This window comes from Pseudarthrobacter sp. TRD_SC_9 (assembly GCF_055361265.1).
Genome location: NZ_CM143956.1, coordinates 38,820 through 51,938 on the forward strand (window position 1 = coordinate 38,820; position 13,119 = coordinate 51,938).

The 13,119-nt window shown below is 63.7% G+C and carries 12 protein-coding genes and 1 pseudogene; 7 read left to right on the forward strand and 6 right to left on the reverse strand.

Annotation, left to right across the window (positions count from 1 at the left end; all coding sequences use genetic code 11):
• Positions 1-46 precede the first annotated feature (46 nt).
• Both ACWA13_RS00200 and ACWA13_RS00205 read left to right on the forward strand, forming a co-directional pair.
• The gene (locus ACWA13_RS00200; RefSeq protein ID WP_463935932.1) at positions 47-472 is read left to right on the forward strand and encodes a YciI family protein; all 426 of its coding nucleotides are present in this window, start codon (positions 47-49) and stop codon (positions 470-472) included.
• 4 nt (positions 473-476) lie between these two features.
• Positions 477-1,727, forward strand: a complete 1,251-nt coding sequence (locus ACWA13_RS00205; RefSeq protein WP_463935934.1) for an RNA polymerase sigma factor — start codon at positions 477-479, stop codon at positions 1,725-1,727.
• Between the two features lie 16 nt (positions 1,728-1,743).
• Here ACWA13_RS00205 and ACWA13_RS00210 read toward each other — a convergent pair whose 3' ends face one another.
• Complete coding sequence (locus ACWA13_RS00210) at positions 1,744-2,586, reverse strand: pentapeptide repeat-containing protein (protein ID WP_463935935.1); 843 nt, start codon at positions 2,584-2,586, stop codon at positions 1,744-1,746.
• Positions 2,587-2,888: 302 nt separating this feature from the next.
• On the opposite strand from ACWA13_RS00210, the gene ACWA13_RS00215 reads away from it, so the two are divergent.
• Positions 2,889-4,235, forward strand: a complete 1,347-nt coding sequence (locus tag ACWA13_RS00215; RefSeq protein WP_463937976.1) for an MFS transporter — start codon at positions 2,889-2,891, stop codon at positions 4,233-4,235.
• On the opposite strand, the pseudogene ACWA13_RS00220 reads toward ACWA13_RS00215, so the two are convergent.
• Positions 4,174-4,648: pseudogene (locus ACWA13_RS00220) on the reverse strand (alpha/beta fold hydrolase). The gene ACWA13_RS00215 and the pseudogene ACWA13_RS00220 sit on opposite strands and share 62 nt — an antisense overlap.
• A gap of 113 nt (positions 4,649-4,761) precedes the next feature.
• Here ACWA13_RS00220 and ACWA13_RS00225 point away from each other — a divergent pair.
• The gene (locus ACWA13_RS00225; RefSeq protein WP_463935936.1) at positions 4,762-5,373 is read left to right on the forward strand and encodes a DM13 domain-containing protein; all 612 of its coding nucleotides are present in this window, start codon (positions 4,762-4,764) and stop codon (positions 5,371-5,373) included.
• On the opposite strand, the gene ACWA13_RS00230 is transcribed toward ACWA13_RS00225, so the two are convergent.
• Entirely contained in the window at positions 5,366-6,619 is a 1,254-nt protein-coding gene (locus ACWA13_RS00230) for a D-arabinono-1,4-lactone oxidase (RefSeq protein WP_463935938.1), read from the reverse strand. The genes ACWA13_RS00225 and ACWA13_RS00230 overlap by 8 nt on opposite strands.
• A gap of 162 nt (positions 6,620-6,781) precedes the next feature.
• On the opposite strand from ACWA13_RS00230, the gene ACWA13_RS00235 reads away from it, so the two are divergent.
• The 3 genes from ACWA13_RS00235 (at position 6,782) to ACWA13_RS00245 (ending at position 9,331) form a co-directional block, all read left to right on the forward strand.
• Positions 6,782-8,068, forward strand: a complete 1,287-nt coding sequence (locus ACWA13_RS00235) for a glycoside hydrolase family 27 protein (protein ID WP_463935939.1) — start codon at positions 6,782-6,784, stop codon at positions 8,066-8,068.
• Positions 8,069-8,357: 289 nt separating this feature from the next.
• Positions 8,358-8,723 carry a hypothetical protein gene (locus ACWA13_RS00240; RefSeq protein WP_463935940.1) on the forward strand — a complete coding sequence of 122 codons (366 nt, stop codon included), beginning with the start codon at positions 8,358-8,360 and terminating at the stop codon, positions 8,721-8,723.
• 89 nt (positions 8,724-8,812) lie between these two features.
• Positions 8,813-9,331 carry a DUF2243 domain-containing protein gene (locus tag ACWA13_RS00245; RefSeq protein ID WP_463935942.1) on the forward strand — a complete coding sequence of 173 codons (519 nt, stop codon included), beginning with the start codon at positions 8,813-8,815 and terminating at the stop codon, positions 9,329-9,331.
• A 13-nt stretch (positions 9,332-9,344) separates the two neighbouring features.
• Here the strand turns inward: ACWA13_RS00245 and ACWA13_RS00250 are convergent, their stop codons facing one another.
• The 3 genes from ACWA13_RS00250 to ACWA13_RS00260 form a co-directional block, all read right to left on the reverse strand.
• Entirely contained in the window at positions 9,345-10,856 is a 1,512-nt protein-coding gene (locus ACWA13_RS00250) for a DUF6297 family protein (protein WP_463937977.1), read from the reverse strand.
• Positions 10,856-11,545: an ABC transporter ATP-binding protein gene (locus tag ACWA13_RS00255; protein ID WP_463935944.1), complete on the reverse strand. Its 690-nt coding sequence runs from the start codon at positions 11,543-11,545 to the stop codon at positions 10,856-10,858. The genes ACWA13_RS00250 and ACWA13_RS00255 overlap by 1 nt, the downstream gene beginning before the upstream one ends.
• 88 nt (positions 11,546-11,633) lie before the next feature.
• On the reverse strand, positions 11,634-13,067 hold the full coding sequence (locus ACWA13_RS00260) for an arabinan endo-1,5-alpha-L-arabinosidase (RefSeq protein ID WP_463935945.1): 1,434 nt from the start codon (positions 13,065-13,067) through the stop codon (positions 11,634-11,636).
• Positions 13,068-13,119 lie beyond the last annotated feature (52 nt).

A 13,119-nucleotide genomic window follows, 5' to 3' on the forward strand; every position in this document is an offset into this window, starting at 1 on the left:
ATAGTAGAAGGACGCACAAGGCGTCCTCAGTTCAAGGAGAAGAACCATGAAATTCATGCTGATCATGCGCGCCACCGATGAAGCAAAAAAAGCCTACGAAGCGGCCGACTTCACAGAGATCATCAACGCCATGGGCGCCTACAACGAATCCCTGATGAAAGCCGGAGTGCTGCTGGCCGGCGAGGGGCTGGCCGATGACATAAGTGAAGCATTCGTCGTCGACTTCTCAGCCGAAAACCCCATCGTTACCGACGGTCCGTACGGCGAAACCCACGAACTGTTCAACGGCTTCTGGATCATCCAGACCGCCAGCAAAGAAGAAGCAGTCCAGTGGGCCAGCCGCTGCCCCCTGGGCCCGGGCAGCAAACTCGAAGTCCGCCGCGTCACCGACATGAGTGACTTTGAAGACTTCTCCGACAACGAATTCCTGCAAAAGGAAGCCGGTTGGCGCGAAGAACTCAACCAGCCCTAGCCACATGAACCGGGAACGCGCCGTCGTGAAGCCCGCGATCCAGCGAACACTGGACGCCGTGTGGCGCATCGAAAGTGCCCGGATCGTGGCTACGCTCGCCAAAATGACTGGCGATCTGGGCCTGGCCGAGGACCTCGCCCAGGAAGCCTTGATCGACGCGCTGAAGCAGTGGCCGGAGTCAGGCGCACCGGATAACCCGGGCGCCTGGCTCACGGCCGTGGCAAAACGCAAGGCAATCGATCTCTGGCGTCGCCGGGAACGGCTCGATGACCGTTACCGCACCATTGCCCACGAGCTCAAGGAGATGACCGAGGACCAGTGGGAGCCGATCCCTGATGACGTGCTCAGGCTGGTCTTCATCGCCTGCCACCCCGTGCTCTCGCGGGAAGGGCAGGTAGCACTGACGCTTCGAACCGTCGGTGGCCTGACCACGGAGGAAATCGCGCGGATGCTGCTTGTTCCCGTCGCCACCGTCCAGCAGCGCATCGTGCGGGCAAAGAAAACCCTGGCGGCCGCGAACGTGCCCTTCGACACCCCTGAACCCAACGAGTGGAACGAGCGCCTGAGTGCGGTGCTGGCCGTGCTGTACCTCATCTTCACCGAAGGCTATGCGGCCACGTCCGGTGACCGGTGGATTCGCACCGAGGTCGCCAATGAAGCACTGCGCCTTGGCCGCGTGTTGGCCGGTCTGCTTCCGCGGGAACCCGAAGTTCACGGCCTCCTGTCGCTCATGGAGTTTCAGGCGTCCCGGTTCGCCGCGCGGGTCAGGCCCGACGGGAGTCCGGTCCTGCTCCCGGACCAGGACCGGTCACGTTGGGACAGAACACAAATCAGCCGTGGCGTGGCGGCGTTGGCCCATGCGGATGCGGTTGGCCGTGGAAGAGGCAACTATTGCCTGCAAGCTGCCATCGCACAGTGCCACGCCACCGCCGCCAGCTTCGAAGAAACAGACTGGCACAGGATTGTGCTGCTCTACGAAGCCTTGGGACGGTTGGCCCCCAGCCCCGTAGTGGAGCTCAACTACGCCGTCGCGGTTTCTATGGCCACAGGCCCCGCCGCTGCTCTGACCATAGTGGACCGGCTGGCTGCCAAGGGCGCCCTCCGGCGCTCGCACCTGCTGCCGAGCATCCGGGGTGAGTTGCTCACCAGACTTGGAAGAACCGAGGAGGCCAGGTCCGAACTGCTCCAGGCGGCCGAACTCACCGCGAATGAGCAGCAAAGGGCCGTTCTACTCGCCAAGGCGTCCAGCCTCTGATCCACATCCGGCACGGCTAGGGTCCAGTGAGCCAGTGTGACGGGGCGCTCAAGCGGTGCGGCAGCGTGGTGGCGGCATCTCCCGAGGCCGCATTGAGCTGCGGCTGCGTCAGGTACAACGCCGCCTCGAGCCGGGCACCTCCGAGCTTCGCATCCCGCAGGTCCGCCCCCAGCAGGTCAGCACCGGAGAGTTCACAGCCGCGCAGGTCGGCGCCAATCAGTAGCGCGCTGCGAAGATCGGCCCCGCTCAACCGCCGGTGGCTGAGGTTGCGCCCGGCAAGGTCCGCTCCGGCCTCGATCTCGACGCCTAAATGCTCGTTGCCCGTGGCGGCAAAGCCGGCCCGGACCTCCTCGCTCACCTCGATCAGGACCGTTCTGACACGGAAGTGGAGGGTATCGACGTCGTACTTCAGCAGTGCGTCGACCGGCCCGGCAGTGAGGGTTTGGATGGCATGTGACAGGTGCCGGGCATCCTGCGCGAGGCCCGGGTCGAAGGCACGCCGTCCCGCCTCTTCCAGATGCCACAGCATTTCGTGCAACTGCCGGACGATTCCGAAGGCGGCAAACATCTCCGGCCGGCTGGACGGATCAGCGCTCCAGCTGACGCCCCTGAACAACTGCTGTGAAACGGCCTGGCCAGCGCCAAAACAGTCAAAGACTGTACAACCGCGAAAGCCACGGGCAGGAAGCGATGCGTGGATGGTGCAGGAGAAGTCCTCCGCCAGGTTGCCGCAAGGCGTGGCCGGCGGTTTATCGATGGCGAAATCAGCTGAGCGGCTGAATCCGAAAGCTGTGCAGCACAGGGCGAAGCAGTTGGCGCAGTCCGGGCGGAGGGCAGGGGAAGGCAGGGAAGTGGACATGAGGTACTCCTGGGGGTGATTTTGGCGATGGTCCGGGAGATGGGGCCCTTAACGGGGCCCCATCAGGGGACGTCGAATCACCACTCCGCACGGAGCGTTAAGCCTGCTGGACCGGGATGCCCGGTAATCGGACAGGTAGGTCAGGAAATCATCAAAGTAAGCACTGCTGCAAGCGTAACAAGGAGTTTTCGAAACAACGTTACGGTGAGGTCTTCCGCATGGCCGCGGCGCTCAGTACGCTGATGTGGGTGACGGAAAGAAGCCACGCGGGGGTGGATCAGCCGGTAGTCCCGGCAGACGGTATGCGGACGTTTATCCACGTGCTCGTGAACACCATGATCGCCAATGTCACCACCAGTTTCCTGTGGTTTGCACTGACATTCTGGGTGTACCTGGAAACACGATCGGTGCTGGCCACCGGCATCATCGGTGGCGCGTACATGCTCCTGGTGGCGGCGTTTGGCATCCTGTTCGGCGCCGTGGTGGACCGGCACCGCAAGCACCACGTCATGGTGCTGTCCAGCATCGTCACTCTTACTGCCTTCATCGCTTCCGGGTTCCTTTACCTCAGCCACCCTGAATCGGAACTGGTGGACCTGGGCGGCCCGTGGTTCTGGCTCTTTGCCGTCGTCATCCTGCTGGGCTCCGTGGTGGAAAACCTGCGGAATATTGCCTTGTCCACCACCGTGACGCTGCTGGTTCCATTGGAACGGCACGCTAATGCCAACGGCATGGTGGGCACTGTCCAGGGCATGGCGTTCATTGTCACCAGCGTCTTCAGCGGGCTGGCGATTGGGTTCGTTGGCATGGGGTGGACACTGGCCATAGCCATTGCCGCAACCTTGCTGGCCCTGGTGCACCTGATGTGGCTTCGCATTCCAGAGGATCAGCCCGTGGCGGATGGTGGCCGCCCGCCCACCATCGACCTTCGCGGCAGCATCAAGGTGATCCGCGGCGTTCCGGGGCTGTTTGCCCTGATTCTTTTCGCCACGTTCAACAATCTGATCGCCGGCGTGTATATCGCGCTGATGGACCCGTACGGTCTGACGCTCTTTCCCGTGGAACTGTGGGGCGTGGTATTTGGCGTTGCATCGACGGGCTTCATCATTGGCGGACTTGTAATAGCGAAGTGGGGACTGGGGCGCAACCCCATCCGCACCATGCTCCTGGTAGTCGCCGTCATGGGGCTGCTGGGCGCGTTCTTCACCATCCGCGAGTGGTGGTGGCTCTACGCGCTGGGTACCTGGATCTACATGATGCTGATCCCGGCTGTGGAAGCGGCGGAACAGACAGTCATCCAGAAGGTGGTCCCGTTCAAGCGGCAAGGAAGGGTGTTTGGCTTTGCACAGGCCTTTGAGTCCGCGGCCGCCCCCGTCACCGCATTCCTGATTGCCCCGATAGCCGAGTTCTGGATCATCCCCTACATGGACTCCGGCGCCGGACAGGCCACCTGGGGGTGGCTGTTGGGCGAGGGCGAAGCCCGGGGAATTGCCCTGGTGTTTCTCTTCAGTGGGTTGGCGATGGTGGCGCTGGCGCTGTTTGCCTTCGCCACGCGGGCCTACCGGTTGTTGTCTGAGGAGATGCGGCTCAAACCCGAGCCTTCTGAACCGCAGCCAGAATCGCCTGACCCAGCTCGGACGGACGGGTGAACTGTGGCCAGTGACCGGTGGGCAGGTCCACATATTCGACGTCGCGCATCTGCGCCAACTCTGCTGTGAACGGGTGCCCGGCAGCCAGAAATTCCTTCAGCATGGACGACGGGAACTCGCACGCGATGACGGTGGTGGGAACGTCGTAGCGGCCGGGCGTCGGCAACCGCGGAGATGATGGCGCCGCCACCGGAATGCCCCACCAACACCGGCTTTCCGTCCAGGGAATCAACAACGCGGACGACGGCGTCAACATGGTCCCGGAGGCCAATTCCGGAACGATCGGCGTCGGCGGACTCCAGGCCGGGCAGGGTGAGCGGGTGCACCGCATGGCCCGCCGCTTCGAGGGCAGGGGTCACCTCCTCCCAAGAGCTCGCGTCCAGCCAGAATCCGGGTACGAGGATGATGTCCATGCCGGTACCTTACCGAGTAACCGTCCCAACCAGGTAGCAGTAGTTGCCGTTCAGAAGGCCCTCAACGGCAACTACTGCTACCCAGTTGAGCGGCGATGGCGCAGGATGGACGCATGAGCGGAAACGGCCCCAACGGCAATGGAACTGGCGACAGCGGCCGCAGGCGATGGTTGACAATCGGAGCGCTGGTCGGAGTGGCGGCGCTCGTCGTCGGGCTGGTGGTTTTCAAGCCGTGGCTGCTGTTCGTTGATGTCCGCGTGGACGAGCAGTTGCCCACCGCGGCAGCCCCGGCTCCGTCCCCCATTACCTCCGGCGAGTCGTCCGCCACCGGTTCGCCGCCGCAGTCGTCCGTCCCTGTCCTTCCCGCGGGCCCCGTGGAACTGGCAACCGGCTCGCTGATCAGCCACGAGCACACCACCAGCGGCACTGTCCGCATCGTCTCCCAGCCGGACGGAACCCGGGTCCTGACCCTGGAGAACCTCGACACTTCCAACGGGCCCGACGTCCATGTGTGGCTGAGCGCCGCGGACGTGATGGAAGGGACGGCCGGCTGGTACACCGCGGGCGGAGCCGAGTACTACGACCTCGGCCTGATCAAGGGCAACCAGGGCAACCAGGTGTACACGATTCCCGCAGACGTGGACCTCACAAAGTACAAGGCCGTGGATCTGTGGTGCGTCCAGTTTGGCGTCTCATTCGGAGCAGCCCAGCTCCTTCCTAGGTAGCCGGTATGGGCGCTCCCAGGACTGCGTCCAGCAGCGTGTTGCGGAACTTGCCTTCCGGATCATGTGTGGCTGCCAGTGCGCGGAAGTCGGCGAACCGGGGGTACAGGGCTTCCCAGTCATGGCCTGTGGGCGTGAAGAGCTTGCCCCAGTGCGGGCGGGCGCCGAAAGGCTGGAGCAGCGACTCAAGTTCCGGAAGTACTGCCTCAACCTCGGCCTGCAGTGGCTTCCACGTGAAGTGCAGTGCCACGCTTTGCTGCCGGTAGAAGGGGCTGAACCAGTATTCGTCCGCGGCACCGGTCCGGATCTCCGAAACGAAAAGCAACGGCGAAAGCTTGCCGGAAATAGTCCGGACGGCTTCCAGCGCATCCGGTGCCTGCTCCAGCGGCAGGATGAATTCACTCTGGAGTTCCTCGCCGTTGCTGGGCGTGAACTCGTGGCGGAAATGCGGGAGCCGGTCAAGCCAGGGTCCCGGCTCATCCAGCTGGACCGTGCAGTTTTCGGCCGACATGTCCGGTAGCGGATGCCGCGGCCGGGTGGCCGCAGTGGCGCCGAACAGTCCGCCAAGGGCAGGCTCCGAGTCGAGGGCCTTGAGCCAGACCTGGTTGATGGAGTCGCCGGTGTAATCCGTGAACAGGCTGACGCTGTAGGCACTGGAAACCACGGCGCGGAAGTCCGCGAGAGCGGTGTCCCAGGGCAGGTCTTCGAGGACCCGTTGGCGCACCAGGAAGCTGGGGCGAACGGACAGTTCGACGGCGGTCACCACACCCAGGGCGCCGAGACCCACCACGCTGCCCAGAAAGTCGTCGCCGTCAGCCCGGGAGAGGGATACCTGCTCACCGGAAGCGCGGACCAGGTCAATACGTTCGACGGCGCCTGCCAGCGAGGGATTGTCCACCCCGGAACCGTGCGTGCCCGTCTGGATGGCACCTGCTACTGAGATGTGCGGCAGCGAAGCCAGGTTGTGGATGGCAAAACCGGACTTTTCCAGGTCACGGCACAGCGCGCCGTAGCTGACACCGCCGCTGACCCGTACCGTCTGACTCTGGGTGTCGAGTTCGATCTCCTGCGGCAGCGCATCCAGCAGCACATGCACGCCGTCGGTATCGGCCACCCGGTTGAAGGAGTGCCGCGAGCCTAAGGCCTTGATCCGGTCTGCGCCGGCCACCACTTCGGCCAGTTCGGCCACCGAGCCGGGACGCTGGACGTCCGCGGAGGAGTATTCGAGGTTTCCTGCCCAGTTCTTCATTAAGCCGACTTTCCGATCGTGTAAGGCGCTCCATCAACTGTCAGCGCTAACAAATTCAGTGTCAAGGTACTTCCAGCCGTCGGTCCCGGCCGCTGCGTGGAGCCAAACCGGGGCCGGAAACAGAGGCTGGTGGCCAATTCTATATCGTTGTAAATTTGCCGGATGACACTCGCGCCAACACCGCCCATGGGCTGGAACAGCTGGGATTGCTACGGCACCACCGTCACTGAGGACGAGGTGCTGGCCAATGCTTCCTTTATGGCTGAGCATCTGTTGCCCTACGGCTGGGACACCGTGGTGGTGGACATCCAGTGGTACGAACCCACCGCCCGCGCCGGCGGTTACAACGACGGCGCCATTCTGGAACTTGATGGCTTCGGACGCCAACTCCCGGCCCTCAACCGCTTCCCGTCGGCAGCGGGAGGGACGGGGTTCAGGGCACTCGCGGGCAAGGTTCATGGTTTAGGCCTCAAGTTCGGCCTGCACATCATGCGCGGCATTCCCCGGCAGGCAGTCCGGGACCGGCTGCCCATCGAAGGAACCACGTTCACTGCGGACCTGGCTGCCGATCAACAATCAGTGTGCGACTGGAATACTGACAACTTTGGGTTGCACCACGGGCATCCCGCCGCCCAGGCCTACTACGATTCCCAGATCCGGCTCTTTGCGGAGTGGGGCGTGGACTTCATCAAGGCTGACGATATGCTGGGCCCGTACTTCGACGCCGAAATCGCCGCCTATCACCAGGCCATCGCGCGGAGCGGCCGGCCGATGGTGCTGAGCCTGTCGCCGGGCCGGGCGCTATCGCTGGCGCGCCTGGAACACCTCCGCGGGAATGCCCAGATGTGGCGGGTTTCTGATGATCTCTGGGACGTGTGGGAAGACGTGGAGGCGCAGTTCACCAGGATGGCGCGGTGGGCTCCGCACCAACGCCCGGATGCGTGGGCGGACGCTGACATGCTTCCGGTGGGACGGATTGCGCTGCGTGCCGAGCGCGGCGAGCCGCGCTTGAGCCGACTCACGATGGATGAGCAACGGACCATGATGACGCTTTGGGCCATCTCCCGCTCGCCGCTGATGCTGGGCTGTGATCTGCCGTCCTCGCCACCCGAAACCTTGGAACTCCTTACCAACCGCGACGTACTGGACGTCCTGAATGCGAGCCGCAACAACCGTGAACTGCTGCGCGACAGGGACCTTGTGCTTTGGGCGGCGGAAAGTACGACGTCGGCAGAGCAGTTTGTCGCGGCCTTCAACACCGGGACGGTTGATACGATCCGGGTGATCCCGCTCGGCGACCTGGGGCTCCCCGACGCCCCAGGGAAGGCGACGGAGGCATGGAGTGGGAATGCCGCCGTCGTGAATCTGGAGAGCGGACGGCCTGCCCTGGAGCTTAGGATCGCTCCGCACGGTGTGCAATTGTTCCGCTTCAGTCCGTCGCCCCGCTAGCTGGAGCTGATGCTAGTAAGAGGAGGTCTGCGCCTGGCGCCTGCCGCGTGTTCCGGCGGCGAACGGTGATGAGCAGAGTACCTGCAATCGGCAGGGCCAGAGCCGCTCTGAGTGCTGGACGCGGGCAAGATGTTTGCTATTTGCTCTCACCAGATGAATTCCCTGCACGTACGCCCCCTCGCTGGTGGGTGGGACAAAGCCCAGGCGTCCGACATCGCTACTGCGCACGCCGAACTAAAAGGGCCAACTATACGATTGCCTACAAGATTATCTTCACGGGGGAGCCACGATGAAAGTTCTATGTGAATCAATCATCAATCCGGCAACTCTCGGTATTGAGCCCACCAGTCCTTGGGTGAGGGTCGGAAATTTATATGATGTTGTGGTGGTATACAACTCCGGCGGCGCCCTCAAGTTCAGAATCGTGGACGAATCTGGTACACCAAGTCTCTGGCCGTCCACAATGTTTCGTCAGGAGGATCCGACGCTCCCAGGTAACTGGGATTGTGAGTTCTTCAATGAACGCTTCACTCTCGCACCAAGGCCATTTCTGGAACCTGGTTTCTGGGAGGCCTATTACGACCGCGATCCAGAAGCTCAGAATCGTTTCGATGAGACCCTGAAAATCCTAAGGGGTGAGATCGAAGCGGAGTAACACCGGCAGCACTCCGGCGGGGGCATGGAGTGTCTCGAATCCAATTCCGGGGCTGTCCCACCCGGGGTGCCCGGCAGTAGCCTAAGGCGATGGGTGAGGTTTCGGATAGCCGGCAACAGGGGGTTGCCGCCCCCTCCAGAACTGCGGGGATACTCTTCGGGCTGGGCTTGGGCGGCTTCATCGACGGTATCGTCCTGCACCAGATCCTGCAGTGGCACCATATGGTCAGCCATGTCGATGAGTTCCCCACAAGCACGGTTGCCGGACTGCAGGTAAATACCCTGGCTGACGGTTTGTTCCACGTTGCCACCTGGCTCCTGGTTTTCGCGGCCTCGGTCGTCACGCTGATGGAGTGGCGCCGTGGACGGATTGCGCCAAGTTGGAGTTACCACTTTGGCCTGGTGCTGGCCGGCTGGGGGATCTTTAATCTGGTGGAGGGCCTGATCAACCACCATCTCCTGCAGATTCACCACGTTCGGGATGATCTGGGCGCTCCAGTGGCCTGGGATATCGGCTTTCTCGCCTTTGGGCTCGCGCTGGTAGTTGGCGGCTGGATGCTGCACCGCCGTGGGCAGCGGACTACCAGTGGGCAGTCCGTCCGATCGTGAACCGGGAGAAGGCTCAACGTCCGCGGGAGAATGCCGCCATCAAGATTGCGGTGACCGAGGCAATGAGCTGTGCCGCGATCAGAATGGCCGGCACCTCTCCTGCATACAACGCCAGCAGCACCGGCGCCATGGCAATCACTACGGTGTCTATACCTGCAGTAAATGAACGCAACTGGGCGCTGGGCACGGGACCAAACGGCGTTTCCACCGGCGGCCGGGACCAATCCGGGGCGCGTCGGTAGGCACCCCGGACCGCCCCCGCACCCATTCCCAGTCCCGCGATGGCACCAGGGATCAGAAGCGCGGGACCGGCGAGGCCCAGCAGCACCAGCCCGCCGGTCAGGATCCCCATCCACAGGGACAATGCCAGCGCGGGCAGCATCATCCTGCTCAGCCGGACTGCTGCCGGATGGAGCGGGAGGACGGCGTCGACGCCGGGTGCAATCGCCGTACGTTTGGCGACGGCACCCACAGCGGATGCGGCGGCGCAGCCAACCACCAGCAAAACCGCAAGGCGGGCTGGAAGCACCAGTCCGCCGTCGGCCATCATCACCGCGAGGCCCAGCACCAGGAGCGCCGCAAGCGTGCGCCACTGGGTGGCGTGTCGCAGGAAAGCTGTGCCATCAGCCAGTAGCAGCGCCGTCCAGGGCCGCCTGGCGGGAAGGGCGTAGAGACGCCGGAATTTTGCGACTGAAACACTGCGCGGGCTGCCGCCAAAGGCGCGCGTCAGCTCATTGACGTCCATGAAGAAGACCGCAGACCCCGCATGGCCGGCAACTGCGCCGCCGCGGGTCAGGTCCGCGCCCGGAATGGTGCCCAACCTGGGAGTGACAAACAGCCAGAGGGGTATGACGGCCACCAGCAGGACCAGAGCCGGCCAGGACACCCCGGCAGCGGCAACAGCGGGAAGAACGGAGGCGGCAATGGCCAACACGACTGTTGGCACGGGCCCGCGACGCCGTCCCGGCACCTGCCGCAAGGCGGACAGCAGCATCACGGCAGCCGCTGCCAGGCCGAACGTCACCGACCCCAGGACGTGCCCCACGGGCTGCGCGCCCAGGGATGTCAGCACGCTGAAAGGAAGGTACGCGCCGGCAGCACCCAGGCATAGCAGCAGCACGCGCACCAGGAAGCTGCCTTCCACCATCCGCCGCCGCCCGACAGGCAGGTCCAGCCACCAAAACCCTTCAGTCCTCCGGACATTGACGGGCCCGACTTTCCGGCTGAACGCAGCGACGGCCAGCAGTCCCGCAACCGTCAGGCCTGCTTGGAAGTACTCCTGCGGAATCATCACTGCGGCGGAGGAGGCGGTCCCTGGCTCAAGGACCAAATGCGTCCTGACCGCGAAGACCAGGGATCCCAGCATCATCAGGACGACGGCGAGACCCAGTCCCGTGCTGTAAACGTCCAACAGCACGTCCTGGTATCGGTGCTCCCGGCGGTTGCGCTGCCTGGCAGCGGTCCGGGTGAAGCGGACGACGTCGAACCCCGGGTCAGCCCCGGCCGTCCCGATTTTCGGGGCCATCACTGAGCGCGGGCAATGTCGGCTGCCGCCTGCTGCGGGGTCAGCTCCAGGACCGATTCGTTGATCATCAGGGCGCGTTCTGCCGTCCGGAGCAGCAGCTCCGGATCGTGGGTGACGAGCAGGACGCTACCGCCGGATTCGCTGTAGGTACGGATCCGGCCCGCGAGGCGCTCACGCATCACCGGATCAAGCCGTTGTTCGGGCTCGTCCAGGATGAGCAGCGAGGATGGCCGCACCAGGGCCGACGCCAGCAGCAACCGGCGGCGCTGTCCCGAGGAGACAAGGTCCGGGACGACATCCGCGCGATGATCCAGTGAGAAGAACTCCAGCTCCCTCGCGACCGCACCTTCGGGGTCCGGTACCGAATGTCCGCGGGCTACCAACTGGAGGTGCTCCCTGATGCTGAGCGACGGGAAGAAGATGTCCTCATCAAAAACCGCGGCTACGGCCCGGCGGAAGTTCACTGAGTCTTCATTGACGGGTAGCCCGTCGAACCGCACCTCGCCGTCAATTGGCGCCTGCTTGCCGGCAATCGTCCTGGCCACCGTTGACTTGCCGGCCCCGTTGAAGCCAACCACGGCCAGGACTTCTCCCGCCTCCAGGCGGGCCGTCACCGGACCACAGACGGGAACGCCGCCGTAGCCAACAGTCAGTCCCGTTATTTCCAGAAGCGCCCCCACCCGATCCATCCGTCCAATCTAGCGCGGCGGATCAGTGGAGGCCGCCCGGGAGCCCCCTTCCGCACCCGGTTGGGTGGGGAAGGAGGGGTGCCCGGGCCTACTTCACTGAGAGTTCGACGGCGTCCGTGGTCACCTTTCCGTGGGCGTTCTGGAACACAGCGCGGACCAGCAGTCCGTCCTGGTCTGCTGCCACCGCGGCGAACTCCAGCGTTGAGCGGTAAGTCCCTTCGTCCGTGCGTTTAGTTACCGGCTGGACATCGGCAGCCTGCCAGGTGCCGCCGTCGTCGGATGAGGTTTCCCAAACGGCAACCGGACCTGGCGTTCCCGTGGCTGATGCACTGAAGGAGGCCTTCTTTCCTGCCTTCGAAGCCGCTGCCTTAGGCTGTTTCTGCACCGCTGGCAGTTCCACGGTCTGGTCAAACGCCGGCCAGCCATCCACCCAGTTGATCTTCTGGATGCCAAGGGTGGGGAAGTAGGGGATCTCCTCGTTGGAGCCGTCGTAGTAGTGGAAAGCCAGGTAATCGCCGAACACCGACTGGCCGCCTGGCCCCGTTACTGCACCGTGTGAATCCAGGACCACCGAGCCGCCACCACCGAACATGTCACGGCCGTCCTTGTCCAGGTACGGCCCCTTCACGGACGTTGAGCGGCCCACGGCAACCTTGTAGGTGGAATCGCCGCCGCGGCAGCAGTGGTCGAAGGACACAAACAGGTAGTAGTAGCCGTCGTGTTCGGTGATGTACGGCGCTTCGATCGGGTTTCCGGCCATAAAGCGGTCAGCAATGTTCACGGTCTTGGACTGCCAGTCCGCCACCGGCTTGCCGCTGGGCCATTCGATCGGCACCAGGAAAATGCCGTACCAGAACGAGCCGATGGCCATATATGGCGTGCCATCCGCGTCCTCGATGATGCCGGCATCGATCGCGTTGAACGTCTTGTTGGGATTGTTCGGATCCAGGCCGGTTGCTGGGGAGGAGACCACCATGCCCTGGTCCACCCACTCGTATTCGGGATCGTTGGGGTCAAGGGTGGTATTTGTGGCCAGCGCGGTCAGGGAGTTGGCTCCGCCAAAGCGCGACGCCGAGTAGTACAGGTAGTAGGTTCCGTCATGTTCCGTAATTTCCGGAGCCCAGAGATTGTCCGGGAGCGCGCCGTCGGCAAAGTGCTGGTCAATCCAGGCGGGGATCCGGTCCCACACATTGCCGCTGTATGCCCAGGTGGTGCCCTGATCGTGTGAGGACCAGATCTGGATGGTGCCGCCGCCTTCCCGGTTCAAGCGCCCGGTGGAGTAGACGTACCAGGTGCCGTCGTCGTCGATGATGAGTGCGGGGTCGTGGATGGGGGAGGTTTCGCCCACAACGGTTTTGCCGCCGATAGGATCTGCCTGCAGCTTCTGCGTAGCAGCAGCTGACTCTGTGGCAATGCCGGGAGGCGGTGCCGTAACGGTGGGGAGTATGGCGGCGGTCAGGGCGATGCTGAAAACAGCCGCCATTCCCGCGGCGCGCGCTGCCCATGGACGTGACTTCGTCATCACGTGGTCCTTCCAGAAAGGTGGATGGGGAAAAGGGTCGGCAGCGGGGGAT

Excerpts from the sequence above, each read along its gene's own strand:
- ACWA13_RS00260 (WP_463935945.1), bottom strand. The coding sequence starts at position 13,067 with ATGACGAAGTCACGTCCATGGGCAGCGCGCGCCGCGGGAATGGCGGCT.
- ACWA13_RS00210 (WP_463935935.1), bottom strand. The coding sequence starts at position 2,586 with ATGTCCACTTCCCTGCCTTCCCCTGCCCTCCGCCCGGACTGCGCCAAC.
- ACWA13_RS00250 (WP_463937977.1), bottom strand. The coding sequence starts at position 10,856 with ATGGCCCCGAAAATCGGGACGGCCGGGGCTGACCCGGGGTTCGACGTC.
- ACWA13_RS00235 (WP_463935939.1), top strand. The coding sequence starts at position 6,782 with ATGACACTCGCGCCAACACCGCCCATGGGCTGGAACAGCTGGGATTGC.
- ACWA13_RS00200 (WP_463935932.1), top strand. The coding sequence starts at position 47 with ATGAAATTCATGCTGATCATGCGCGCCACCGATGAAGCAAAAAAAGCC.
- ACWA13_RS00205 (WP_463935934.1), top strand. The coding sequence starts at position 477 with ATGAACCGGGAACGCGCCGTCGTGAAGCCCGCGATCCAGCGAACACTG.
- ACWA13_RS00245 (WP_463935942.1), top strand. The coding sequence starts at position 8,813 with ATGGGTGAGGTTTCGGATAGCCGGCAACAGGGGGTTGCCGCCCCCTCC.
- ACWA13_RS00255 (WP_463935944.1), bottom strand. The coding sequence starts at position 11,545 with ATGGATCGGGTGGGGGCGCTTCTGGAAATAACGGGACTGACTGTTGGC.
- ACWA13_RS00230 (WP_463935938.1), bottom strand. The coding sequence starts at position 6,619 with ATGAAGAACTGGGCAGGAAACCTCGAATACTCCTCCGCGGACGTCCAG.
- ACWA13_RS00240 (WP_463935940.1), top strand. The coding sequence starts at position 8,358 with ATGAAAGTTCTATGTGAATCAATCATCAATCCGGCAACTCTCGGTATT.
- ACWA13_RS00225 (WP_463935936.1), top strand. The coding sequence starts at position 4,762 with ATGAGCGGAAACGGCCCCAACGGCAATGGAACTGGCGACAGCGGCCGC.
- ACWA13_RS00215 (WP_463937976.1), top strand. The coding sequence starts at position 2,889 with ATGCGGACGTTTATCCACGTGCTCGTGAACACCATGATCGCCAATGTC.